Annotated in this window: 18 protein-coding genes and 1 pseudogene; 7 read left to right on the top strand and 12 right to left on the bottom strand. The window is 59.5% G+C overall.

What is annotated here, in order from left to right; translation table 11 throughout:
* Positions 1–57: 57 nt before the first annotated feature.
* The 4 genes from LOY31_RS22865 (at position 58) to LOY31_RS22850 (ending at position 8,040) form a co-directional block, all read left to right on the top strand.
* Positions 58–4,545 (top strand): neuraminidase-like domain-containing protein, encoded by a 4,488-nt coding sequence (locus LOY31_RS22865; RefSeq protein ID WP_258712249.1) that lies wholly within the window; start codon positions 58–60, stop codon positions 4,543–4,545.
* Positions 4,546–4,777: 232 nt separating this feature from the next.
* Entirely contained in the window at positions 4,778–5,791 is a 1,014-nt protein-coding gene (locus tag LOY31_RS22860; protein ID WP_258712248.1) for a hypothetical protein, read from the top strand.
* Positions 5,792–5,793: 2 nt separating this feature from the next.
* Complete coding sequence (locus LOY31_RS22855; protein WP_258712247.1) at positions 5,794–7,326, top strand: hypothetical protein; 1,533 nt, start codon at positions 5,794–5,796, stop codon at positions 7,324–7,326.
* A gap of 3 nt (positions 7,327–7,329) precedes the next feature.
* Positions 7,330–8,040, top strand: coding sequence for a hypothetical protein (locus tag LOY31_RS22850; protein ID WP_170929380.1), 711 nt, complete (start codon positions 7,330–7,332; stop codon positions 8,038–8,040).
* Here LOY31_RS22850 and LOY31_RS22845 read toward each other — a convergent pair.
* Genes LOY31_RS22845 through LOY31_RS22820 form a run of 6 tightly spaced genes read right to left on the bottom strand, consistent with a single transcriptional unit; the run spans position 8,037 to position 14,756 of the window.
* On the bottom strand, positions 8,037–9,368 hold the full coding sequence (locus LOY31_RS22845) for a DUF58 domain-containing protein (RefSeq protein WP_221533577.1): 1,332 nt from the start codon (positions 9,366–9,368) through the stop codon (positions 8,037–8,039). The genes LOY31_RS22850 and LOY31_RS22845 overlap by 4 nt on opposite strands.
* Positions 9,365–10,366: a MoxR family ATPase gene (locus LOY31_RS22840; protein ID WP_007951240.1), complete on the bottom strand. Its 1,002-nt coding sequence runs from the start codon at positions 10,364–10,366 to the stop codon at positions 9,365–9,367. The genes LOY31_RS22845 and LOY31_RS22840 overlap by 4 nt, the downstream gene beginning before the upstream one ends.
* Complete coding sequence (locus LOY31_RS22835) at positions 10,363–11,529, bottom strand: DUF4350 domain-containing protein (RefSeq protein ID WP_258712246.1); 1,167 nt, start codon at positions 11,527–11,529, stop codon at positions 10,363–10,365. The genes LOY31_RS22840 and LOY31_RS22835 overlap by 4 nt, the downstream gene beginning before the upstream one ends.
* Positions 11,526–13,070: a DUF4129 domain-containing protein gene (locus tag LOY31_RS22830; RefSeq protein ID WP_221533947.1), complete on the bottom strand. Its 1,545-nt coding sequence runs from the start codon at positions 13,068–13,070 to the stop codon at positions 11,526–11,528. The genes LOY31_RS22835 and LOY31_RS22830 overlap by 4 nt, the downstream gene beginning before the upstream one ends.
* A complete protein-coding gene (locus LOY31_RS22825; RefSeq protein WP_085607023.1) occupies positions 13,057–14,034 on the bottom strand; it encodes a stage II sporulation protein M in 978 nt (325 codons plus the stop codon). The genes LOY31_RS22830 and LOY31_RS22825 overlap by 14 nt, the downstream gene beginning before the upstream one ends.
* Positions 14,031–14,756, bottom strand: coding sequence for an RDD family protein (locus LOY31_RS22820; protein ID WP_085606644.1), 726 nt, complete (start codon positions 14,754–14,756; stop codon positions 14,031–14,033). The genes LOY31_RS22825 and LOY31_RS22820 overlap by 4 nt, the downstream gene beginning before the upstream one ends.
* A 180-nt stretch (positions 14,757–14,936) precedes the next feature.
* Between LOY31_RS22820 and sbcB the strand changes: the two genes are divergently transcribed.
* Positions 14,937–16,367, top strand: a complete 1,431-nt coding sequence (sbcB, locus tag LOY31_RS22815) for an exodeoxyribonuclease I (RefSeq protein WP_074688370.1) — start codon at positions 14,937–14,939, stop codon at positions 16,365–16,367.
* Positions 16,368–16,468: 101 nt separating this feature from the next.
* Here the strand turns inward: sbcB and mvaT are convergent, their stop codons facing one another.
* Positions 16,469–16,846 (bottom strand): histone-like nucleoid-structuring protein MvaT, encoded by a 378-nt coding sequence (mvaT, locus tag LOY31_RS22810; protein ID WP_007951234.1) that lies wholly within the window; start codon positions 16,844–16,846, stop codon positions 16,469–16,471.
* A 339-nt stretch (positions 16,847–17,185) separates the two neighbouring features.
* On the opposite strand from mvaT, the gene purU reads away from it, so the two are divergent.
* Complete coding sequence (purU, locus tag LOY31_RS22805; RefSeq protein WP_011335666.1) at positions 17,186–18,034, top strand: formyltetrahydrofolate deformylase; 849 nt, start codon at positions 17,186–17,188, stop codon at positions 18,032–18,034.
* Between the two features lie 133 nt (positions 18,035–18,167).
* Positions 18,168–18,344, top strand: a complete 177-nt coding sequence (locus LOY31_RS22800; RefSeq protein WP_007951232.1) for a hypothetical protein — start codon at positions 18,168–18,170, stop codon at positions 18,342–18,344.
* On the opposite strand, the gene LOY31_RS22795 is transcribed toward LOY31_RS22800, so the two are convergent.
* The 5 genes and pseudogenes from LOY31_RS22795 to LOY31_RS29555 form a co-directional block, all read right to left on the bottom strand.
* Complete coding sequence (locus LOY31_RS22795) at positions 18,328–19,326, bottom strand: lysylphosphatidylglycerol synthase transmembrane domain-containing protein (RefSeq protein WP_221533948.1); 999 nt, start codon at positions 19,324–19,326, stop codon at positions 18,328–18,330. The two genes, LOY31_RS22800 and LOY31_RS22795, sit on opposite strands and share 17 nt — an antisense overlap.
* Positions 19,323–20,099 carry a DUF2334 domain-containing protein gene (locus tag LOY31_RS22790; protein WP_221533949.1) on the bottom strand — a complete coding sequence of 259 codons (777 nt, stop codon included), beginning with the start codon at positions 20,097–20,099 and terminating at the stop codon, positions 19,323–19,325. Before LOY31_RS22790 ends, LOY31_RS22795 begins: the two co-directional genes overlap by 4 nt.
* Positions 20,092–21,204, bottom strand: a complete 1,113-nt coding sequence (locus LOY31_RS22785) for a glycosyltransferase family 1 protein (protein WP_221533950.1) — start codon at positions 21,202–21,204, stop codon at positions 20,092–20,094. The genes LOY31_RS22790 and LOY31_RS22785 overlap by 8 nt, the downstream gene beginning before the upstream one ends.
* Before the next feature lie 158 nt (positions 21,205–21,362).
* Positions 21,363–22,127, bottom strand: a complete 765-nt coding sequence (locus tag LOY31_RS29560; protein ID WP_371915861.1) for a methyl-accepting chemotaxis protein — start codon at positions 22,125–22,127, stop codon at positions 21,363–21,365.
* 93 nt (positions 22,128–22,220) lie between these two features.
* Positions 22,221–23,252 (bottom strand): annotated as a pseudogene (locus tag LOY31_RS29555) (cache domain-containing protein); the annotation flags it as partial.
* Positions 23,253–23,438 lie beyond the last annotated feature (186 nt).

Genomic DNA, 23,438 nt, shown 5'->3' with positions numbered 1-23,438 from the left:
CCGATTGCCCATGGCCACTCGTGGTCAAGTCAACACCTTGCAACAGGGAGAACAAGAATGTCTACGCCCCAACTGGACGAGCTCAATGAAGGTTTCGTGAAGGCAATGGCCGCTGCGGTGCTGGGCAAAAGGCTGTGGACCGGTGAGAGCCGGATTCGCACTCTCGAAGAGCTAAGTGGGTATCTGTTGGCCGATCTTCAGGACAAGGCGCAATTGGAAGCCACGAAGGTTTCCTCCACTGTGCGGACTTTGCAGCAATTTGTTCATTCGGTATTCGGGGGAACCGAACCGGGTTTCACAAACGTTTATTTCGAGCCGGATGACCGGCTGTATTGGGATCAGTACTTGAGCCGTTACAGCAGGTGGTCGGCCAACCAGGAACTCATGACTCATGCGTCAAACTACATCGATCCGACATTACGTCTGAACAAAACCGCGCTGTTCCGCACGTTCGAAGGCAATCTGCAACAGAGGCGGCTGAGCAACGCATCGGTCAAAACCGCTCTGATGGGTTACACCAGGGGCCTCCAGGAGATAAGTGACCTGGACGTGCTCGCCGGCTACATCGATGGGAAAAATACCCGCCAGGCAGATTACTACCTGATCGGACAGGAGCAGACGCCGCCGTTCGCTTACCACCTGCGCAGTGTCAAGGTTCACGTTGACGTGAACAGCATAACGATCGGCCCTCATAACTGGAGTGAGTGGCGCAAATGCGACATTGTCACCTCGGGCAAGGTGGTGGATATACGATGCGTGATCTGGCTCGGGCGGCCGGTTCTGGTCTGGTGCGAGTGGGTCGAGCGTCAGGTCGATACCAATGGTGTGGTGCAGTCACCCTGGAAATTGCAGATTCAACTGGCCTTCAGTTCTCTTAACGATCAATGGTCAGCCCCTTTGACCTTGTGGCGTCAAGAGTGCGAACACGATGTCTCCAACGGACGGCTGATCGCTTTTTCTCAAGGCGATGGCGATCCTCGTGATGATTTGTTGAGCGTGTGTTACACCAACCGCCAAGACCTGGGCGGGAAGGCACCGCTGCATGAAATAGAAATCCATGAAACCCGCGATGCGCGAATGAACAAGGTGCCGGGGGATATCGACACCCAGCTGCAAATGGTCTTCGGACGTTTCAACAATCCAGCCAGTCTGCAACAGAAGGTGGTGCCAGCGGATTATTCGCCAATCACCGTCCGCACCCAAGACATAGTGGCAGGGCCTGTCAGTGAGAGCCTGTATCTGGACGCCGTCTACACACGCGAGCAATGGACGGACGGAAAATTTTACGAAGTGCTCAGAGTACGCGGACGCTGCGATGCGGTGCAGGAACGTGGACGCGAACTGCAGCAGTTGTCGATCGGCTGGAGGGCAATCCATGGCACAACGTATACCGACGTCGAGATTGTCGGTGTCGGCGGGCAGCAGGTCAGCATCACCCTGACGACAGGACGCCAACCGACGGATATCCATCTCGTACAACTGCCTGAAGGTGCGGGTAAGCAAGATGTCCATTCCTTTGCCATCAATGACTTCGAGGAAGCAACGGTAGGAGACGGAATCTGGGTGGCCAAAGCCGAGGTCGACCTCTCAACTGCAGCACTGTCTTATCTGCTCGAAGCCACCCCGGAACAAATTCGGGGCGGTGCCGGATTTACCGTCGATGTCCTGGGTGTAACGGTATCGAACGACAAAAACCTGCTGGTGCCCAGGATTCTCTACGTGCCTGCGCAATTCGAGTTCGGCATGGATGCACGACTCGCGGACGACCCTCCGAACTGGCATTCGATCGCCGATTTGCGCGGCGACTATTCAACGCCCTGGCTGGTTTTTAAACGAGATACGAGTTCGAACAGCGTCAATTATTTTCCCATTGATGCGGAGATCCCTTTTACGTTCGGCGCAGTTCAGGGAAAAAAGCGGTTCTTTTTGAAATTGAACAAGCGTCCCTCCCAGTACCAGACCCCCTTCATCGACAAGGTCAGTAGTAAAGGTTCGCAGTTCCTGAGTTTCAACAATGCCGAACAGAAGCTCAAATATGCTCGACTCAACTCAGAGTTCGGCGCAGTACTGACCAGTCTGGCGGCAGTGTCGGTCGAGGCTCTGCTCCACTGGACAACACAGCATATCCAAGAAAAAAAACTCCCCGATGATACGCTCGAACCGAACGGCCCCTTTGACGGCTGCAATGGTCGGTACTTCTGGGAGCTGTTCTATCATTGCGTACATTTGGTCGCCAGGCGCTTTTCGGAAGCCGGTTCTTATGGCGAAGCGCGACAATGGTTCGAGTTTATATTCGACCCGTTGTCACCCGAAATTCCGCCAGACCCCAGGAACCGCGATGTGATTCCCCGGGACGCGTACTGGCTCTGCCGCCCGCTGAAAATCGACGCTGTCAATTGTTCGTATGAGAACCCGGCTCCGACGGATCCGGATGCAATCGGTTATTGCGCACCGATTCACCACATGATTGCCATCTTCCTTCATTACGTGGAAAACCTGATCGCCGAAGGTGATGATTTATACCGTCAGCTGGATTACGACAGCATGGTCCGCGCCAGCCTTCTGTACAGCAAGGCGCAGATGCTGATCGGTGAAGAACCGGTCCCCCAGACGGCCAGTATCTGGAACCCGGTGACACTGAGCCAATTGGTGACGAAGATCCAGGGCCGCGAGTCCCTCAAGACATTTGAGGCCCGACTTGAGGTCGGACTGGGGGATGTGCCTCTTTCAATGCAGGGGCAACCGCGCCTGGGACTATTGGGTACCAGTGTATTCAAGGACGGCATCAACGATCGGCCCAACCGATTGTGGACACTGCTGAACTCTCGGCTGAAGAACTTGCGAGAGAATCGTTCGATCGACGGTCAGCCCTTGTCGATTCGATTGTTCGCACTACCAATGGATGCGCGGGAGCTACTGATTGCACAAGGCAACGGTACGCTGGGCTCGTCTCGCGATCCCGGCGGGCAACTGAAGGTGGTGCCTTACAAATGGCAGACCGCTTTCAACCTGGCGATGCAGCTTGCGGATTTTATGATCCAGCAAGAGGAACTGCTCAGGTCGTGGATGGAGTTGCGGGACCGGGGCGAGCAGGAGGAGCTGCAATACCGTCATGTCATCGAGTTGGCCGACTACAACCGCTCGATCCAGGTAGCGACAATTGCCCAGCAAGAGTTAATCGCGGAATCGCTGCGTCAAAGCGAAAGTCTGGTCCAGGCCCAGGTGCAGCGCTTTGAGGCATTGATCAAAAAGGGGGTGTCCGAGGCCGAGAACAGGGTTCTGGAAAAGAACCGAGACGCGCGTGATGTCTCAGTGAGTGCCGGCGTACTTCAGACCATCGGGGCCGGGCTGGATTTAATACCCAACATTTATGGGATGGCAGCCGGTGGCATGCGTCCTGCGGCCGTGCCCTACGCGGGTGCCGAGTTGCTTCAATTGATCGCACAGTTCTGGAGAAGCGAAGCCGAGGAGTCCAGCATCAATGCGGGTCATCAACGGCGTGAGGAGGAGTGGATCTTTATGCTCGAGCAGGCCAAAGCCGAGGCGCGGGTGCTGCGCGAGCAGTATCAGGCTCAGGAACAGGCGATCATTGCCGCCCGGGCAACTCTGCAACTTACAGAAGTGGTCAACACACAATCCATGGAGATGTTCGCGTTCTACAAGCGGCGTAGCACAAACCAGGAATTAAGTAACTGGGTCGTAGGGCAATTGAAGTCATTGCTGTTTCAACTATACGACTTGGTGGTCAGTCACTGCGTCATCGCTCAGCGCTGTCTGCAGTATGAAATGGGCGACTTCACGATGCAGTTTATCCGCCATGATGTCTGGTATGACGCCCGACACGGATTCAACGCGGGTGCTTCTTTGAAGATGAATCTGTTGCAGATGGCGGCAGCGCGGCTCAAGCGTGACGAGCGTCGGTTGCAACTGGAAAAGACGATCTCTCTGAAGGAACTTGTCATTGAAGAAGAATGGAATGACTTCAAGACTTCAGGGGAATTGCGTTTCAAGCTTAACGAGGAGCTCTTCGCTCAAGATTATCCCTCGCACTACTGCCGTCAGATCCTGGAGTTGAGATGCACTTGCCCCGGCTTGCTCGGGCCGTACCAGAATATTCGCGCCACGCTGGTGCAATTAGGCAGTTCTATTGTCGTAGAGCCGAATATTGCCGCTGTCAAAAGCTTGTTTGAAGGTGTTGCCTCTACGGATTCCGGGTCACTGGTGGAGAACCTGCGCCCGCATCAGCAGATAGTGTTGTCCAGAGGCCTGGACGAGAACGGTATTGCCGAACGGGGAGGCGATGATCGTTACCTGCCGTATGAGGGCACGGGTTGCCATTCAAGCTGGCAGCTGACGTTTCCCAGAGCTGCTCAGCCTGGTCAGGCCAGCCTTTTGCGCTCTTTGACTGACATCATCGTGACGATCACTTATCAGGCCCGGGATGGCGGCCCGGATTTTGCCCGCGAAGTTGAGGTTTTGCTCTCCGGCTCTCCAGCGACCGGTAGATCAAGCGCATCGGGTCGCGCCAGGAGGATGCCTTCATGAGTGATAAAGATAGCCGCGCCGATGAAAGCTTTTTATACAACGGGTTCTTCCCTGAGGATCTGGAGGGATGGGAGGTAAATGACGGGCGCCGGGTCACCCACCAGACAGCGAGGTGGGAGGAGAAGTCGATTGGCTTCATGGGGGCCGTTGATACGGGAGCTGGCTGGCAGACAGTAAGGCTGGCTGAGTATCCGCGCCCCGCTCCGGCAAGGCAGATTACACGTTGGATTTCATGTACCAGGCGTTCTCGGTAGAAAGCCCAGGGACACTGAGGATCAACCCGGGTCGTGGAGGTGAATACGATGTGGACCTTGTTCCGTCACTCCAGAAAGAGCACGCACAGGGCTCGAGCCCGGATCTGTTGGATCTGGAGCTGACTCCACTCAAAGTAACGCTCCTGCTGGACGAGGAGGAAACGACTGTCAAGATTTCTGTCATCAGCCCGCCAAATCCCTTGCCAGTCGACCCGGGCATTGTGTGTTTTACATCCGCTAAGTTGTTGCTGTGTCTGGAACCCTTGCAGTTGGACTCCGTGACGGTTGACGGGGAAGTTCAGACACAGCGTCAAGTGCGTCTGTGCATTGGTGCGACTCATAGACTTGCCTTCCAGGTTCATCTCGAAAATGCCTGGCATAAAACGCGGGCAGAATTATGGAATCTGGACGATGCCGAGAACGTTCTCAGCGCGAGTCCTGACTGGAAGCAATCCTATCCGCTTGATAAGGATTGGCAAATCACCTGTCGATCAATCATGGAGGACGTCCAGATTTCGAACCTCCTTGCCATCCAGACCGTCTACACCGCAGACCAGTATCTTCTACCTGTGATCTCCGGTCATTTTCATCTGGATGTCATTGCAGAGAAGCCGCCTGAGCACTACCCGGTTATTGCCCTCGGTCAAGGTGTGGAGTTGAGGGTGAAAGTGGTCTCTCACTTCACCCGTATGGCCTTGGCCAAGCGTAAGGTCATTTTTACGCTTGAAAGTACGGGAGAGGTATTGTCAACGCAGGATTCGGATGAAAAGGGCGAAGCGGTCTTGATCTACAAGCCGACCCTGAAAGGCGCTTTTGTAATCAAGGCAGAGGTCGAAAGCTACTACAAACCGGAAGACGCTCATTTCCGGCTCGTTTCCTTTGCCTTTCAGGAGGATCCCTGGACGAGCACCACACTACGACTGGATGAACTCGATGCGTGGGTCTGGGAAGCCGAACGGCTTTTATCAATCGCGGCGCCAGCCACGAGATAGAAATGATGTTCACGGATGCCAATGTCCTGAACGGCTCCGAATTGGGGCTGTATTGGACAGGGGATGTCACGCCGGGGGAAATGGGCCTGATCCTCAATCCTTATTTCGAGATCGGGCAGCCTGTCGCCGATTCTAAAGGAGCCTGGAGCGCTGACTGTGCAAACCTCACAAGCAGCAAGATCGGGTGGAATCTAAGATGTTCGAGATTACTGGAGCCCTCTCCCCTTCAAACCGTGGACCTGGCTCACAATTGGTTATCCATCCACAACCCGTATCAGTCATCTAAGTTCCCGGCCGTGGGCGGTCCCGACCTGATACTGTCCGTCGATATTGAATCGAAGGTGCCCGGTGTAGGGGGCGTTACGGGAGTAAAAACTTACTGGCGTATCGATGATGGAACGGAACAGGAGGTACTGACAGACGTTGGCGGTCAGGCTCAATTTGCATTGAAGCCTGAAGCAGAGGGCGAGCTTGTAGTCACGGTGAGAGTTGACAGTGGCTACGATTCAATCGATCCCACCGAGCAGTTCTCAATTTATATATATGGTGAAGATCGTTGGGCGCAGTTGGCCTCCGTGACGCTGGATGGCCGACTGGAGGGAAGCACCGGGCACATCTGTTTTCGTGATACGCCACCTGTGGAGCTCAAGATCATGTCGGTTGAAGACCGTCTGATTGACGAGTTTGTCACTGTGGAACTGATCAGTGAGTCCGATCCAGAGTTGCAGTTTGATGTCCATCCTGATCCGGCTACTCCCCGTAAGGTGACCACTGAGGGCCTTGGTTACCAGGTCAGCTCCACCTATCCGAGCAGTTCACGCTTCCAGTTGATCGTTCGCCATGCAGCATTGGGCTCGTATGTGCAGCAGGGAATATTGCTGCCACCCATTCTCCAGGACCTCGGAACATTCACTGTGGACGGCCATGAGTTGGCCGCGGGCGAAACGTTGTACGCCTGTATTGGCGCCAGTCACGAATGCGTTTTCACGCCTGCCGGTGACAGCCTTGTAACCGGGCTGATGATGGGAGCGAAGTTGATGGAGGGCGACAAACTCAACATGCAATTGACGCCCGAAACTGATCAGAAAATCGAGAGCGCCGGCGTGCTGTGGAATGTCGATGCCACACTCAGCACTGAGGGCGATGGCCAAGGCATTGTGCTCAGCCTGCCTGAGGCCGATTTCGATTATCCCAAACAGCCTGTCTCGGTGGGCCACCACCGAATAGTGGCTACCACGCGTGGGCCGGCATTTGATCCGCAGGTGGGGGAGACAGTCTCTCTGGAGATCCAGGCCAAGTCGTTTTACACCCGTGACGCAGTGTCAGGGCTTGCGGTGATGTTTGAAGACTCAACGGGTTCGAGGCCTTTCACTACTGACGGATCGGGTTGGGCCCGCTGTCTCTTCAAGGCCACAGAACCGGGGAAATTTCAAGTCACAGCCACGCCCCCCAGTCCTTATGATCAAACGCCCACGTTCTATCTCTTTGAAGTAACGGTTCTGCCGCTATCGACGATCCCACCCGAAGAGGAATGAATCATGTCTCGACAAACCCAAGCAGCATCCAACGCGGTTGAGATTGCCGAAGTGCGTGAGGCCATGTTTGATCCTGTGACCGGAGAAACGGTTTCGCTGGCCGTGAGGGTGATTGACTCCGGTACTCGCGTGGCCGCATCCGATCAAGAGGTGATCTTCAACATCTCGACGCAGCCGGAGGAGTTCCGGGTGAAGACGGACCAGAGCGGGTGGGCGCTTTTACGCTATACGGCGACACAGGTTGGGGATATCGCGGTGACCGCTACGCTGGAAACCGATCCGACGAAAGCAGCCTCCCACACCTTTCGCTTCAAGACGCTGGCTGCCGGTGTCTGGAGTGATGCCATCTTCCATTTGAATGCAGAGCCTGTCGGCACTTCATGGGGGGAAGAAACCAGGTTTCCCCGTAATGCGGGAACTCATAGCATCACGCTGAGGGTTACCAATCCAGACAGTGCGTTGCTTGGCCGCGCCTTTACTCTGGGCCTGACCGGGTTCTCATCGGCCACTCAACTGGGAATTACAGGTGTGCAGCCGGCACTGGGTGTTTGGAGAACCTTGACGATGACCGGGCTGGTTTGGCAGTTCACTACCAATGCGGGAGGAGGGGCTTACAACCTGGTACTCGGGGCAGAACGCATACTCAAACTGTCACCGGAAAATCCAGTCTCTCTGGGGGCAACTGTGCCTGATGACGTCGCCGACGTAACCTAAAAAGTACCGGTCTTCTTCCAGCTCAAATACCGTGTTACCAGCCCGGTACCCAATTCCTCCGGACGGGCCTCTACCACCGCGATACCCTGTGCACTCAACCGCTCATGGTGTTGCGCGCTGGTGTTGAGATAATCCACGGTCGCGCAGTAAGTCAGCGTTTCATCCAGTGTTTGCACCGGATGATGGCGCAGGTCGTCCAGCACGGTTTCCCGCAAGCTTGCGACCAAAACCCGATGTTGCTGACTCAAGCGCTGCACGGCACTCAGCAGTTCTTCATCGTCCTCATCCCGCACATTAGTCACCAACACCACCAGCGCCCGCCGCTTTTGCCTTGTCAGCAACTGATTCACCGCCGCCGGATAATCCGCCGAACGTCGTGTGCTATCCAGATCATAAACACCGTTGAGCAACACCTTGAGCTGTCCCGCCCCTTTGACCGGTGCAATAAACCGCGGCTGATCGCTGGCGAAGGTCATCAACCCCACCGCATCTCCCTGCCGCAACGCCACATAACTCAACAGCAGACACGCATTCAACGCATGATCGAAATGTGACAGCTCGCCGTCCTGACTGCGCATCTGCCGGCCGCAATCAAGCATGAAGATGATTTGTTGATCCCGTTCGTCTTCGTACTCCCGGGCAATCGGTGTGCGATGGCGGGCGGTGGCTTTCCAGTCGATCTGGCGCAGGCTGTCGCCTTCGCGAAATTCGCGCAGTTGATGGAATTCCATCCCTTGGCCACGGCGTTGGCGCTGGCGTACGCCGAGCTGGCTGAGCCAGTTGTCGACCGCCAGCAACTGGCCGCCGTAGAGGCGGGCGAAGTCGGGGTAGACGCGGGTGTGGTCGGTGATGTTCAGCAGGCGTTTGCCGGACCACAGGCCGAAGGGGCTCGGCAGGTTGAGTTCGCAGGTTTCGAAGGTGAAGTGGCCGCGTTTGAGCGGGCGCAGGCGATAGCCGATCAGGCTGCGCTGGCCGGGTTGCAGCTCGGTGGAAAGCGGCAGGTTTTCGTGGCTGAGGCCGTCGGGTACGTGGTCGAAAATTTGAATGGCCAGTGGTGGGTCGAAGTCGTGTTCGATTTCCAGCCGGATTTCGCTCCAGCGACCGAGGGCCAGGCTGCCGGGCATCTGTCGTTGCACGCGGGGCGAGGGCAGGCGCTTGAGGCGCAGCGCGTCCAGCAGGCTCAGCGCAAACAGCGCCAGCAACAATCCCCAGTTGATCGACAGCAGGCTCGATGGCACCTCGACGTCCAGCGCCTGCAACGCGCCCAGCACAATGCCGATGGCCAGCAGGATCGCCAGCCAGATCAACAGCAGGCGCGAGGGGTTCACAGGCGCGGCGCCGGTACTTGGTCGAGCAGTTGCTGAAGGACTTGATCGACTTGCAGCCCTTCGATGTCCAGCTCCGGTGCAAGGCGTACGCGATGGCGCAACACCGCCAGTGCGCAGCCCTTGATGTCGTCCGGGATCACGAATTCACCGCCGCGCAACAGGGCCCGGGCGCGGGCGCAACGCACCAGTGCAATGGAGGCGCGTGGCCCGGCGCCGAGGGTCAGCCCCGGCCAGGTGCGGGTGCTGCGGGCGAGGCGCACGGCGTAATCGAGCACTTGATCGTCCAGCGGCAGATCGCTGGCGATGCGTTGCAGGGCTTGCACGTCCTTGGCCTGCAACACGGTGCGCAGCGGTTGCACATCGAGCATGTCGGCACGGGTCGAGCGGCTGACCTGACGCACCATGTCCAGCTCCTGATCGGCGTCGGGGTAATCCATGCGCACCTTGAGCATGAAGCGGTCGAGTTCGGCCTCCGGCAGCGGGTAAGTGCCTTCCTGTTCGATCGGGTTCTGGGTGGCGAGCACCATGAACGGTTGAGCGATCGGCAGGGCCCGGCCTTCGAGAGTGACCTGACGTTCCTGCATCGCTTCGAGCAGGGCTGCTTGCGTCTTGGCCGGGGCGCGGTTGATCTCGTCAGCCAGCAGCAGGTTGGTGAACAACGGGCCTTTGCGCAGTTTGAATTGCTCGGTCTGCAGGTCGTAGACCGCGTGGCCGGTGACGTCGCTGGGCATCAGGTCCGGGGTGAACTGAATACGCGCGAACTCGCCGCCGAAGCACTTCGCGAGGGCGCGTACCAACAGGGTTTTGCCGAGGCCGGGAACGCCTTCGAGCAGCACGTGACCGCCGGCGATCAGCGCGGTCAGCACGTCGTCGATCACCGCGTTCTGGCCGATCAGCGCCTTCTGCAATTCACCGCGCACCGCTTGCGCCAACTGGCTCGCGCGCTGGCGTTGCTGGGCCGCGTGGCTGGGCGAGCCGGGTTCGATGTGTTCGGTCATAGCGTGTTCCTCAAGGCTTGCAGGTGGGCGACCTGACGGCAGAATTCGGCGCTGGACAGACGCCGCTTCGGTGCCGGGCTCAGGGCCTGGCTGATGGCACGGGTCGGTTGGCGGGTCAGGCGTGACAGCACCAGCCATTGTTCGGCGACGTTCAGTTGGTCGAAACCGGGATGACGGTGACGGGCGCGGCGCAGGACGTCCTGCTGCAACGCTTGCAGCAAGGTCTGTTGACCGTTGTGACGCAGGATGAAATCGGCACTGGCGCGCAGGTGTTCCATCAACTGCCGACGACCACTCGGAGCCGGCGCCTGCACCGGCCCGTGACGTACGCCGACATGCCACAGCCACAGGCCGATCAGCGCGAGCAGGGCGACGATGGCTTGCGGGAAATAGCGCCAGAGCAGGGTCAGCAGACCGTCGTGTTCGGTGTTGTACAGCAGCGTCACGGCGGTGTCGGCGCTGAGGTACCAGAGCAGCCAGGCATTGTCGTGTTGCGCAATGGCCGGGGTTTTCCACAGATCGGCATCGGTGACCACGGTGATCGTGCCGAGCCCGAACGCCAGTTGCATCATGTGCGTGGCTTTCGCGCTGTTGGCCCAGGCCTGGGCGAGGTTTTTCGGGTCGTCGAGGTGGAACGCGGTGTCGAACCCGGCATAGGCCGGGGCGTCTTCGTCTTCCAGATAGAGCTTGGTCAGATTGGGCCAGGGATCTTCGGCGGCATCCGGTGGCGCGCCCTTGAGATCCTTGGTGAAGGACTGATGCAGTTGCACGCGGTCGAGCAACAGGTCGTTGCTCTGGCCGGCCTTTTCATCCCAGATCGATTCGGCGACGAACACCAGCCTTCCGCCGGCCCGGGCCCAGTTCAGCACCTGATCGACCTGACGCGGGGTCATTTTCGAGCGGTCGTTGAACATCAGCAGCGTATGCTGGCGCGGATCGATATCGGGCAACACGGCGAGGCTTTCAGCATGGGTTACGTCGATCCCGCGTTCGCGCAAAAATATCTCTGCTGCCAGATAAGGATTGGCTTGCGCGGCGGGGGACGGGCCGTGATCGACCTCGGCCTGGTAAGGCGTGGCCTTGAGGTACAGATAAATGCCCAGCGCACCGAGCAGGGCGACGATCAGCGCGCCGCCCAAAAGCCAGAGCGTGCGCCGGCTCAACGGGCGACTCCTTGGCCAAACAGGGTGCGCCAGCCGTCACACAATTCCTGTTGCAGATGCGCCGCCGGTACTCGGTGCCCATAGGCCATGTTCTGCCAGTGACCGGTGAGCTGACGGCTATAAGTGAGCAGGTCCGGTCGCTGCAACTGTTCGATCCGGGCCAGCACTTCGTTTTCGGTGTCGGCGGGTTTCAGGGTCAGGTTGAAGTCGTGCAATAGATGACTGAGCAGTGCCCGGTACAGCAGACCCAATGCCGCGCGCGGCTCGGTTTGCCAGAGCTGTTCCGCATGGCTGGCTATGTCATCGGGCAGGCTTTCCTTTTGCAGATCCAGACCGAAGGCTTGTTGCGGCAAGGGCCTTTTGTTCGTTTCGGGCAAGCGCGGACGGCGGCCGACGAACGTTTGCAGAAAATCCCGATAACGCCAGACCAGCCAGCCGAGCCCGGCGATCACCGCGCCCCACAGCACGACTTCAATCGCCTTGGCCAGACCGTCGAGGTGTCGGCCATCCAGCCAGTCGAGCAGGGTCTTCAACCATTGCGGTGCTTCGCCTTCCTTGGGCTTTTCAGCAGCCGCGGTATCTTCGCCGAAGCGATAACGGGTGACGGTTTCCTTGTTCTTGAACGGCGGCTGTTCGAGCAAGGCCTTGATGCTGTTGCGGGACGCCTCGCTGGTCAGCGGCTGGTTCAACAGACGCGGTGCATCCGGAGCAGTGGCGGGCTCGGCAGCCCAGGCTGAGGGCAACCCCGGCAACAGCAGACACGCCACCATTAGCAAGCCGATCGCGCTGCTGTTCAAACGCTGGCGCAAGCGGCGGAACACCAGTTCGATGTCCCAGGCTTCGAGGACGGTGCGGCGGTTCAGATACAGGCTGAATCCGCAGGCGACATACACCGGTTCCCAGATCACCAGAATCAGCGCATAGAACGCATTGGTCAGATGCTCCAGCCAGCGCCATTCGTAGTCGGCCGCGAAGATCAGGCTTTGCCAGTCCCAATCGGTTTCGACCTGTTGCGGCAGAAGCAGGTAGAACAACACCATCAGGCCGATCCACAGCGCCGTTTCCAGGTGCACGCCGATGATCGTCAGCCACTGCGCGGCGCCGGCATTGCGTTGCAACAACACCTGCAAACGCTGCTGGCGGGCCGTGCCGTCGAGGCCTTCGAGTTGCAGCACGGGCAGCAGGAAGCTGCGACTGAGGCTGAGGCGGCGCCAGGTCAGGCTGGCGATGAGTTGCGGCTTGAGCAGGCGCGGCCATTGGCGCAAGGCCTGTTTCAAGGTGGGTGTTTCGCCGAACAGCGCCTTGGACAGGATGTACAGCGGCAGGCGTTCGTAGGCCGGTTTCAGCCACCAGAAGATGAACACGGCGAGCGACGGTGAATCCCACAATAACAGGCTGAGCACCGCGAACAGCGGCAGGGTGACGATGGCCCAACTGGTCATCAGCAGGCGCCGATGTTGCTGGCTCATGAGCACGCCCAGATCCATGGCTTCCCAGGTGGTGCGCGGACGGATCGCCACGGTTGCGTCACTCAGGCGCATGGCGGGTCCTTCCGGCGAACAGCAGATAGAGCGCCACGCAGAGCCAGAGCCCGGCGCCGACCAGGTATTTGGTCTGCGGCGTAACCCCGGTGCGCGACGACCAGTAGGCTTCGATAAACGCGGCGATCAACAGAAACAGCATCACGCCGCAGATCAACAGGATGCTCTGGCGCGCCGCGATCTGCAGGGCCTCGATTCGTGTCAGGCGTCCCGGCGCGATCAATGCCCAACCCAGTTTCAGTCCTGCCGCGCCGGCCAGGGCGATGGCGCTGAGTTCGAACGCACCGTGCCCGATCACGAACGACCAGAAGGTCTGGCCAAAGCCGATTTCACTGAGGTGTCCGGCCACCGCGCCGATGATCAGCCCGTTGTAGAACAGGAAAAACGCACTGCCCACCCCCAGCAGCAAACCGCTGGCGAAGGTCTGAAAGGCGATGCCGATGTTGTGCATGATGTAGTAGCCGAACATCACCCAGTCTTCGCTCGCCGCGCGCTCGGCCGAACGCCCGAGATGGCCGGCGGCGGGGTCGTACATGCTTTGCATCTCGCGCACCTGATCGGCGGGTATCAGGTTGTAGACCAGCTCCGGAAACAGGAAAACCAGCAAACCGAAACCGGCCAGGCTGCCGAAGAACAACAGGGCGGCGGCCAGCACGAAGCGCCATTCGGCGCGCACCAGCCGTGGAAACCCGGCGAGGATGAAACCCAGCACGTTAGCGCCGAGCTGGCTGCGATGCCGGTAAAGCTGTTGATGCCCGCGCAGCACTTGCTGTTGCAAGGAGTCGACCAGAAAACTGCTGTATCCACGTTCCTGCGCCAGCGCCAGATGCTGGCAGAGTCGGCGATAGGCCTTGGGAAATTCCGCGACCTGCGAAGTGTCCTTGCCTCGTTCAAGTCGTTCGAGGGCGAGGGTGAAACGCTCCCATTCGGCCTTGTGGCGGGTTTCGAAAAGGCTTTGCTTCATGTCGGACCCAACAGGCCGCGAGCGATGCCGTTGAGTTCACCGACGGCTTTCGGCGCGCTGATGTGCAGCGGCTGGGCCAGCAGTGCAGCGAGTTCGTTGACCCGCGCTGTCGACAGTTCACCTTGGCGTTCGGCGAAGGCGAGCAGGGCGCGTTGTTCAGTCAGGGTCAGCGGGATCGGTGAGCGGCGGGGTTCGGCATCGGGCAACTGCGGGCGCTTGAGCGGGCGTTCGCTGTAGATCACCAGCGTGCCGGCAGCGATGTCGCCGAGGCGTTTGAAGGTCGGGTGTTGCAGGCAACTGATCGCACCGAGGAAATAGCCGAACGGCATCAGGTCGACAAAACGCAGCAAATTGCGCAACAGGGAGGCTGACCAGCCGACCGGCGTGCCATCGTCGTGCACCACCCGCAGGCCCATCCATTGCTTGCCCGGCGAGCGGCCCTGACGCAGCACTTCGAACAACACCATGTACCACCAGCTCACCACGAACAGCAGCAATGAACCGAGGCCGATACCGAGCTTGCCAAGCAACGCCAGCACCATGAGCAGCAGGCCCAGGATCAGCCCGCGCAACCCCAGATCGATGGTGAACGCCACGGCACGCACCGTCAGGCCGGCGGGACGCAGCGGCAGGTCGATGCCTTCCGGCGTTTCGACCTGGTGCCGCGTATCCAGTGGCGGGGCCAGCGGTGCTTTCCTTGGCGGTGCTGTGGTCTCGAGCATGGGCTACCTGATGTTGCCGGATCGGGATGCAAGTGCGTCCGATGCTAGCAGTCTCTCGGGGGGAAACGACATAACTATGTCATACACATCCTTCAACCAAAGGTGACTGAATGATGCGGCGCTGGCCGCGACCGCAGTCGAACGCCTAGACTTTGCCGATCTTCAGTTCAGGAACCGCCCGTGACTTCCATTTTCTGGTACGACTACGAAACCACCGGCATCAATCCCCGATGCGACCGCCCGTTGCAGGTGGCCGGGATCCGCACCGACCACGAACTCAACGAAATCGACGCGCCGGTCAATCTCTACTGCCAGCCCAGCGAAGACATCCTGCCGCACCCGGCGGCGTGCGCGATCACCGGCATCACCCCGAGTCGTCTCGCCGAACAGGGCTTGAGCGAAGCTGATTTCATGACCCGTGTTCACGCCCAGCTCGCGGCACCCGGCACTTGCGGTGCGGGGTACAACACCTTGCGCTTCGACGATGAGATGACCCGCTACAGCCTGTACCGCAACTTTTTCGATCCCTATGCCCGTGAATGGCAGGGCGGCAACAGTCGCTGGGACCTGATCGACGTGGTACGCGCCGCCTACGCATTGCGCCCCGATGGTCTGGTCTGGCCGACCGATGACGAGGGCAAGGTGACGCTCAAGCTCGAACGCCTGACCGCCGCCAACAACATCGATCACGGCAATGCGCACGAAGCCCTGTCGGACGTGCGCGCCACCATTGCCCTGGCCCGGTTGATCCGCGAGAAGCAGCCGAAGCTGTATGACTGGCTGTTCCAGTTGCGCAGTAAACAGAAGGTCATGGATCAAATTCGCCTGTTGCAGCCGATGGTGCACATTTCCGGCCGTTTCTCCGCTGCGCGCAGTTATGTCGGCGTGGTGCTGCCGCTGGCTTGGCATCCGCGCAACAAGAACGCGTTGATCGTCTGTGATCTGCACCTGGACCCGCAGGGTCTGCTCGACCTGGATGCCGAAACATTGCGTCAGCGCCTGTATACCCGGCGCGACGATCTGGCCGAAGGCGAGTTGCCGGTACCGCTCAAGCTTATTCACATCAACAAGTGCCCGGTGGTGGCGCCGTTGGCGGTGCTGAGAGCTGAAGATCAGCAGCGTCTGGGTCTGGACATGGCGTTGTATCAGGCGCGTGCATTGCGACTAAGTGACGCACAACAAGTTTGGAAAGATAAAGTCTCGGCGATTTATGCCAGCGAAGATTTCGCCTCGAGTGAAGATCCCGAACAACAGTTGTACGACGGATTTATCGGTGATCGCGATCGTCGTTTATGTGAGCAAGTGAGGGCGACCGATCCTGCTCAATTGGCGCGAGAGCAATGGCCGTTCGATGATGAACGTTTACCTGAATTGTTGTTTCGATATCGAGCACGTAACTTTCCCGATACGTTGAATTTCGAAGAGCAAGAACGCTGGAAAATCTTTTGCCGGCAACGCTTGTCCGCGCCGGAGTGGGGCGCCCCTAATACCTTGCAATCTTTTGCCGAGGCCATGGAGCAATGGCTGCTTAGTGCTGCGCCGATGCAGGCCGAGGTGTTGGTTGAATGGCAGAACTATGTCCAGGCATTACGCAAACGTTTGGATCTTTGAAATCGAACATGTCCGGCGCTTGAATGCCGGGCATAAAAAAACGCCAGCATTCGCTGGCGTTTTTTTGTGTCACAGAAGCGCTCTGCGACAAGGGTTGCGGCTTAGCCCAGCAGGGTAGCCCAGCCTTCAACCACGTCACCGCCCCACTTGGCTTTCCACTCTTTCAGAGTTTTGTGGTTGCCACCTTTGGTTTCGATGACTTCGCCGTTGTGCGGGTTTTTGTATTGTTTAACTTTGCGAGCACGCTTGGTGCCGGTAGTTTTGGCTGCGCCGCCACGTGGTGCTTTGGTTTTGGACTCTGGATCCAGCAGCGCGATGATGTCGCGCAGGGATTTGGAATATTCGCCCATCAGTGTGCGCAGTTTGCCTTCGAATTCCAGCTCGGCTTGCAGTTTGTCGTCTTGCGACAGGTTCTTCAAACGGGCTTGCAGCTCTTTGATAGCTTCTTCGGTGGCACGATATTCGTTGATCAAGGACATGATTACTACCTTATGTGGGAGTGCGCGATGGCAGGGGACAGTGCGGCAATAATAGTCAGGCTGTTTCATCAAGTAAACATTTAACCGGGGTTTTTATTTGAATTAGTTACGTTGAAAAGCCATGAATTGAATGTTCAGTTAAATAATGTGATGGAGTCTTCACAGATATTCACACAAGCCTGTTCATGCATGGCTATTACTGCGCCATCATTCTGGCGTTTGCCAGCGTCAAAAAAGCTGCGACGGGCTGCCGTGAGGCTCCGAGGGTCATCAATACTGCAGTTTTCCCGCGCAGTCGCTAGAATGGCCGCCTTTGCGAAGTTCTGGAGTTTCCCCCTCATGCGCACTTTTCGGCTGGTGATTTCTTGCCCGGACCGCGTTGGCATCGTTGCCAAAGTCAGTAACTTTCTGGCGGCCCACAATGGCTGGATCACCGAAGCGAGCCACCACTCGGATAACCAGGTCGGCTGGTTCTTCATGCGTCACGAAATCCGTGCCGATTCCCTGCCTTTTGGTATCGAGGTGTTGCGCGAGAAGTTTGCACCGATCGCCGAAGAGTTCTCGATGGACTGGCGCATCACCGACACCGAGCAGAAAAAACGCGTGGTGCTGATGGCCAGCCGCGAATCCCACTGCCTGGCTGACCTGCTGCACCGCTGGCACAGTGATGAACTCGATTGCGAGATTTCCTGCGTGATCTCCAACCACGACGACCTGCGCAGCATGGTCGAGTGGCACGGCATTCCTTATTACCACGTGCCGGTCAATCCGCAGGACAAGCAACCGGCCTTCGATGAAGTGTCACGCCTGGTCAAGCAGCACGACGCCGAAGTGGTGGTGCTGGCGCGCTACATGCAGATCCTGCCGCCGGACATGTGCCGCGAATATGCGCACAAAGTCATCAACATTCACCACAGCTTCCTGCCGTCGTTCGTCGGTGCCAAGCCGTACCACCAGGCTTCGATGCGCGGCGTGAAGCTGATCGGTGCGACCTGCCACTACGTGACCGAAGAGCTGGATGCCGGCCCGATCATCGAGCAGGACGTGGTACGCGTCAGCCACAGCGACAGCATCGAAGACATGGTGCGTTTCGGCCGTGACGTCGAGAAGATGGTGCTGGCCCGTGGTCTGCGTTATCACCTGGAAGACCGCGTGCTGGTGCACGGCAACAAGACCGTGGTGTTCTGATTCACGATCGTTCCCACGCTCTGCGTGGGAACGCCTCTTCAGACGCTCCGCGTCTGCTTTGGGACGCAGAGCGTCCCGGGCTGCGTTCCCACGCAGAGCGTGGGAACGATCCACGGACCTTGAGGACATATCGATGAGCGATCCACTGGACAAAGCCACTTCCAAGGCACCCGCCACCCTCGGCGAAGGCTGCTTGAGCCGCTATGACCCGGATGACCTGAGCCCGGAGGACGGCACGGAGTTTCCCGGCGCTGCCGAACTGTGGGAACAACTCAAGGACGAAGAGGATGACCTCAAGAAGCCTGTCTGACGCTCAGCAGCTTTTTCAGCAACGGCCGGCCCAGCATCAATAGAAACACCGGACCACCGACCAGCAGATAGAAGTAAAACGTCACCACCCGCCAGATCAGGATCGCCGCCGCCGCGGTCGATTTGCCGACCATCGGCGCCAGCAGCGCCGCCGAGGTCAATTCCGCTGCACCGGCACCTCCCGGCAACAGGCTGAATTGCCCCGCACCCAGCGAAAGCATCTGGATCAGAAACGTCCAGGCCCACTGCACATCCGCCCCCAGCCCGCGCAACGCCAGATACAGCACACTGTATCGCAGCGACCAGTGCACGCAGGTCAGAACGAACACCTTGATCAATGTCTGCCACGGCAATTTCAGCGCATCGGTGAAAGCGGCCAGAAAGTGCAGCAACTGCCGCGCCCAGCGCCGTCGAGTGCGTGGTTCGACGTTCATCCCGGCCAGCAGGCGCCCGCTCAGGCGAATCAATCGACGGTGATAGCGCGCGACCAGCACACAACTGAACAGACCGCCGGTCAAAGACAGGGCACTGACGATCAGCAGCCATTCCATACGGTCGCTGAGATGCTGGAACAGCGCGTAGATCAGGATCCCGCTCAAGGCGCAGAGAAAAAACAGCAGATCGCTCAACTGATCCATCGCAAACACGGCGCTGCCCCGGGCCGGACGCACGCCGCTGCGCGCCAGCAGCGCCATGATCGTCAACGGCCCGCCGCTGCCGCCGGGCGTGGCGCACCAGGCGAATTCGGCAGCCATCACCACCCCGAGGCTTTTGACGGGCGTGACCCGGTCACGCTGATCGCCGAGCAGCAGCCGCAGACGCAAGGTGTTGATGCCCCAGCACAGCAGAACCATGGCGAACATGATCAACAGCCAGCGCAGCGGAAAGGCCTGCAGGCGCTCCCAGGTTTCGCCGCCCCCGAGCAGGACGGGCACCGCCACGGCCACCAGCAGGCCGATCATCAATAGAATGCCGCGGCTCAAGCGGCACGCTCGGCTTGAGTTTGCTGGCGCGTCAGCCAGTCGATTTTGGTCATGGGCACGCGTCCGTCCGCCAACAGTCGTTCAAGGGTGCGCCACCAGTAATCCCGGGAAAACCGGTGGCGCATGTCCACCGGGTGCAAGCCTAGACGAATCACCGGCGCCTGACGCCAACGCTGCTCACGCTGTTCGCTGATGACCTTCGACATGCCGCGACGCCAGGCGCTGCGTGCGCTCCACACCAGTCCCGGAGCCTCGACCGCAGTGAAATCCGGCAAGTGATAAAGATGCTGCGGATCGCTGGTGTAGCGCAGCGGCAATTCGCGCAATGCCTGGCGTGTGCCGGCACTCATCAACCAGGCGGGGGCGACGAAACCGTGCAGCGGCCAGTCGTGGCGCCGAAACAGATCGATGCCCGGGCGCAGGCGGGCGAGGGCGGCTTCCCGGGACAGCTGATAGAACTCGCCTTCATGGGTGTAGACCCGGCGCATGAACCAGTCGCGCGCCGTGCGCGGGCCGGGCTCGGTGTCTTCATGAAAGTGGCCGTGCAGGGCCAGTTCATCACCGCGTGCGACGCGCTCGTCGAGCATTCGACAAAACGCTGGATGGCCTTCAAGTGCCTCGCGTCGATGTAAGTCCGGAACCACCAGCCACGTCATCGGGACGTTGCCCAACCGGTCAACGGCTTCGACGAAGGCTCGATAATCGGCCCACGTGGAGGGCGCCACGTCATGCAGCACCAGCATCAGCGCCGGGCGCTCGTGAGATTCAGCCATTGGCCACCCGTGGAACCGAATCGCCGAGTACGGCGTGATAATGCCCCAGCAGGCTATCGACCACCGTGTCCCAGGCGTAATGCCGTTCGACATGCTGGCGTGCCTGTTGACCGAGTACGCCGGTCCCGCGACTGAACAGTTCGCGCACCGCATTGGCCATGGCTTGCGCATTGTTCGGCGCGCAGAGCAGGCCGCAGGATTCGCTGACGATTTCTTCGAACGCCCCGGCTGCCACTGCCACCACCGGAATCCCGCAGGCCATGGCCTCCAGAATCACCAGGCCGAAGGTTTCCTGATCGCCGGCGTGGATCAGCGCGTCGGCACTGGCCATCAGTCGCGCGACCTGCGCGGCCGGGCAGAAACGGTCGATCACGCTGACGTTGTCCGGGACGGACACCGGCATCGACGAGCCGACCAGCAACAGGTGATAGCGCGGGCCCAGGCGTTTCATGCAATCGAGCAGCACCGGCAGGTTTTTCTCCTTGGAACCGCGACCGGCGAAGATCAGCAGGCGCGTGTCCTCGGCGATCCCCAGTTCGCTGCGCAACCCGGTATCGCGGGCATCCGGATGGAAAGTGTGCAGGTCAACGCCCAGCGGTTGCACGAAGACGTTGCGCACGCCCAGCCCGCTGAGCTTGTCGGCCATGACCAGGCTGGGCGCCAGCACCCGGTCGAAATTGCCGTACAACTTGCGCACATACGCATCGATATTCGGCGTGACCCAGTGGCCCATGCGGTTGCCCACTAGTAGCGGCAGGTCGGAGTGATAGAAGCCGATCACCGGCACATCCAGCTGCCGACGCGCATCGAGCGCGGCCCAGGCGGTGAGGTACGGGTCGCCGACTTCGATCAGATCGGGTTGCAGGTCCTGCAGGACGTTTCGCCAAGGGGCCAGGCGCAGGGGAAAACGATAGCCCTTGCCGAAGGGCAGGGCGGGGGCGGGAACCGTATAGACGCCATCACGTTCGCCGAAATCCGCGCCGGGAATCAGCAGGCTGTGGCGGATGCCGGGTTTGATTCCCAGCCGACGGTGCTTGGCATCCAGATAGGTGCGCACGCCACCGCTGGCCGGGGCGTAGAACATGGTGATGTCGGCGATATGCACGGTGAACGTCCCTCCGCGTTGATCTCCCTTGGTTGACCTTTATCAAGAATAGATGTTCGGTCGGGGTTTCGCGGTGGGGTGCAAGGCCGGTTTCGGAGGGATTGTCGGTCGTCTTCGTCGGATAGTTGTGAACGACGAAGACGACCGGCAGAGCGGCTTTAAATGCGGAAGCTGCCAACCAGTTGCTTCAAGCGCGAAGCCTGCTGCTCCAGATCCGAGCAGGCACGCAACGTCGCCTGCAAGTTCTCGACACCTTCCTGGTTCAGCGTGTTGATCTCGGTGATATCCACGTTGATCGACTCGACCACAGCCGTCTGTTCCTCGGTCGCGGTGGCCACCGACTGGTTCATCCCGTCGATTTCACCAATGCGCTGGGTCACGCTGTTCAGGCGCTCGCCGGCGAGGTTGGCGATGTCCACGCTGTCCTGGCTGTGGCGCTGGCTGTCGCTCATGGTGCTGACGGATTCGCGGGCGCCGACTTGCAGCTCCTCGATCATGGTCTGCACCTGTTGTGCCGATTCCTGGGTGCGGTGGGCGAGGTTGCGCACTTCGTCCGCCACCACCGCAAAACCGCGCCCGGCTTCACCGGCACGTGCTGCCTCGATGGCCGCGTTGAGCGCCAGCAGGTTGGTCTGCTGGGAAATGCTGGTGATCACTTCCAGGATCTGGCCGATGTTCACGGTCTTGCTGTTCAGCGATTCGATATTGCTGCTCGATGCGCTGAGCATGCTCGACAGCTGGTTCATCGCCTTGATGCTGCGATCCACCACTTGCTGACCGTCTTCGGCCAGGCCACGGGCGTCGCTGGCCTGGGACGAGGCCTGGGCGGCGTTACGGGCGATTTCCTGGGCGGCGGCGCCGAGCTGGTTGATCGCGGCGGCCACGCTGTTGGTGCGCGAGGCTTGCTGGTCGGAGTTGTACATCGACGAGTTCGAGGCCGCGACCACGCGCAGGGCGACTTCGTTGACCTGGCCGGTGGCCGACGACACTTCGCGGATCGAGCCGTGAATACGTTCGACAAAACGGTTGAACGCGGTGCCGAGTACGCCGAATTCGTCCTGGTTCTGGATGGTCAGGCGCTTGGTCAGGTCGCCTTCGCCGTCGGCGATGTCTTCCATGGCGCGGGTCATCACGTGCAGCGGCTGGATCAGGATACGGATCAGCATGCCGAGCAGGGCAATGATGATCGCCACGGCAATCACGGTTGCGATCACGGCCGAAGCGCGGAATTCGCTGAGCATCGAGAAGGCTTTGTCTTTGTCCACCGACAGGCCGATGTACCAGTTCACCGACGGCAGGCCCTTGATCGGGGTGAAGTTGACGATGCGGGTCTTGCCGTCGACGGTGACTTCACTGAAGTCGCTGCTGATGCGCGGGGTGTCCTGCGGATAGGCTTCCTTCAGTGACTTCATCACCAGGGCCTTGTCCGGGTGCACCAGGATCTTGCCGTCGGCGCTGACCAGGAACGCGTAGCCCATGCCGGAGAAGTCCCGGGCGCTGAGGGTGTTGATCAGGGTTTGCAGGCTCAGGTCGCCGCCCACCACGCCCACGCTCTGACCGGCCTTTTTTGCGGCGGTGGCGATGGAAATGATGGTCTGGCCGGTCGCCGCGTCGATGTACGGTTCGGTCAGGGTCGAGGTGCTGCTGCTTTCGGCACCTTTATACCAAGGGCGAACGCGCGGATCGAAACCGTCCGGCATCTTCGCATCCGGGCGGATGGTGAAGTGCCCGGTGGCATCGCCGAGGTAGGACGCCATGAAGGTCGACGTCAGGGCTTTCTGTTCCAGCAGACTGGCAACGGCGGCAGGATCGGGGTTGATCGCGATGTTCTGGGCAGCGTTCTCGATCAGCAGGATGCGCCCGCTGAGCCAGGTCTGGATGTTGTCGGCTGTGACCTCGCCCATCTCGTTGAGGTAATTGTCCAGGTCCTCGCGGATCGCATTGCGCTGCAACCAGTCGTTGTACAGCGTGAACGAGGCGAAGGCGGCAATGACGATGAGGGCGGCGGCAAGCAGGATTTTATGGCTGAAACGCAGATTTTTGTTCATGGCTTGGGGTTCCGCTAAGGTCTTATTATTCAGGGCGTGCTTCTATAGATACTCGCCAGGTGGGCTTGATGGGTACAAGCAGGTATTTCCGCTTCTCCTTAGGGAAATCTCCGATGCGGATGTCAGTCGCATCTGTCACCTTTAGCTATCGGCCATGCTCGATCAAAGATTAACCATTGGGTGACC

The organism is Pseudomonas sp. B21-021, from assembly GCF_024749205.1.
Taxonomy (GTDB): domain Bacteria; phylum Pseudomonadota; class Gammaproteobacteria; order Pseudomonadales; family Pseudomonadaceae; genus Aquipseudomonas; species Aquipseudomonas paraglycinae.
The sequence above is the reverse complement of the archived record's forward strand: the minus strand, read 5'-3'. Positions and strand labels throughout refer to the sequence as shown.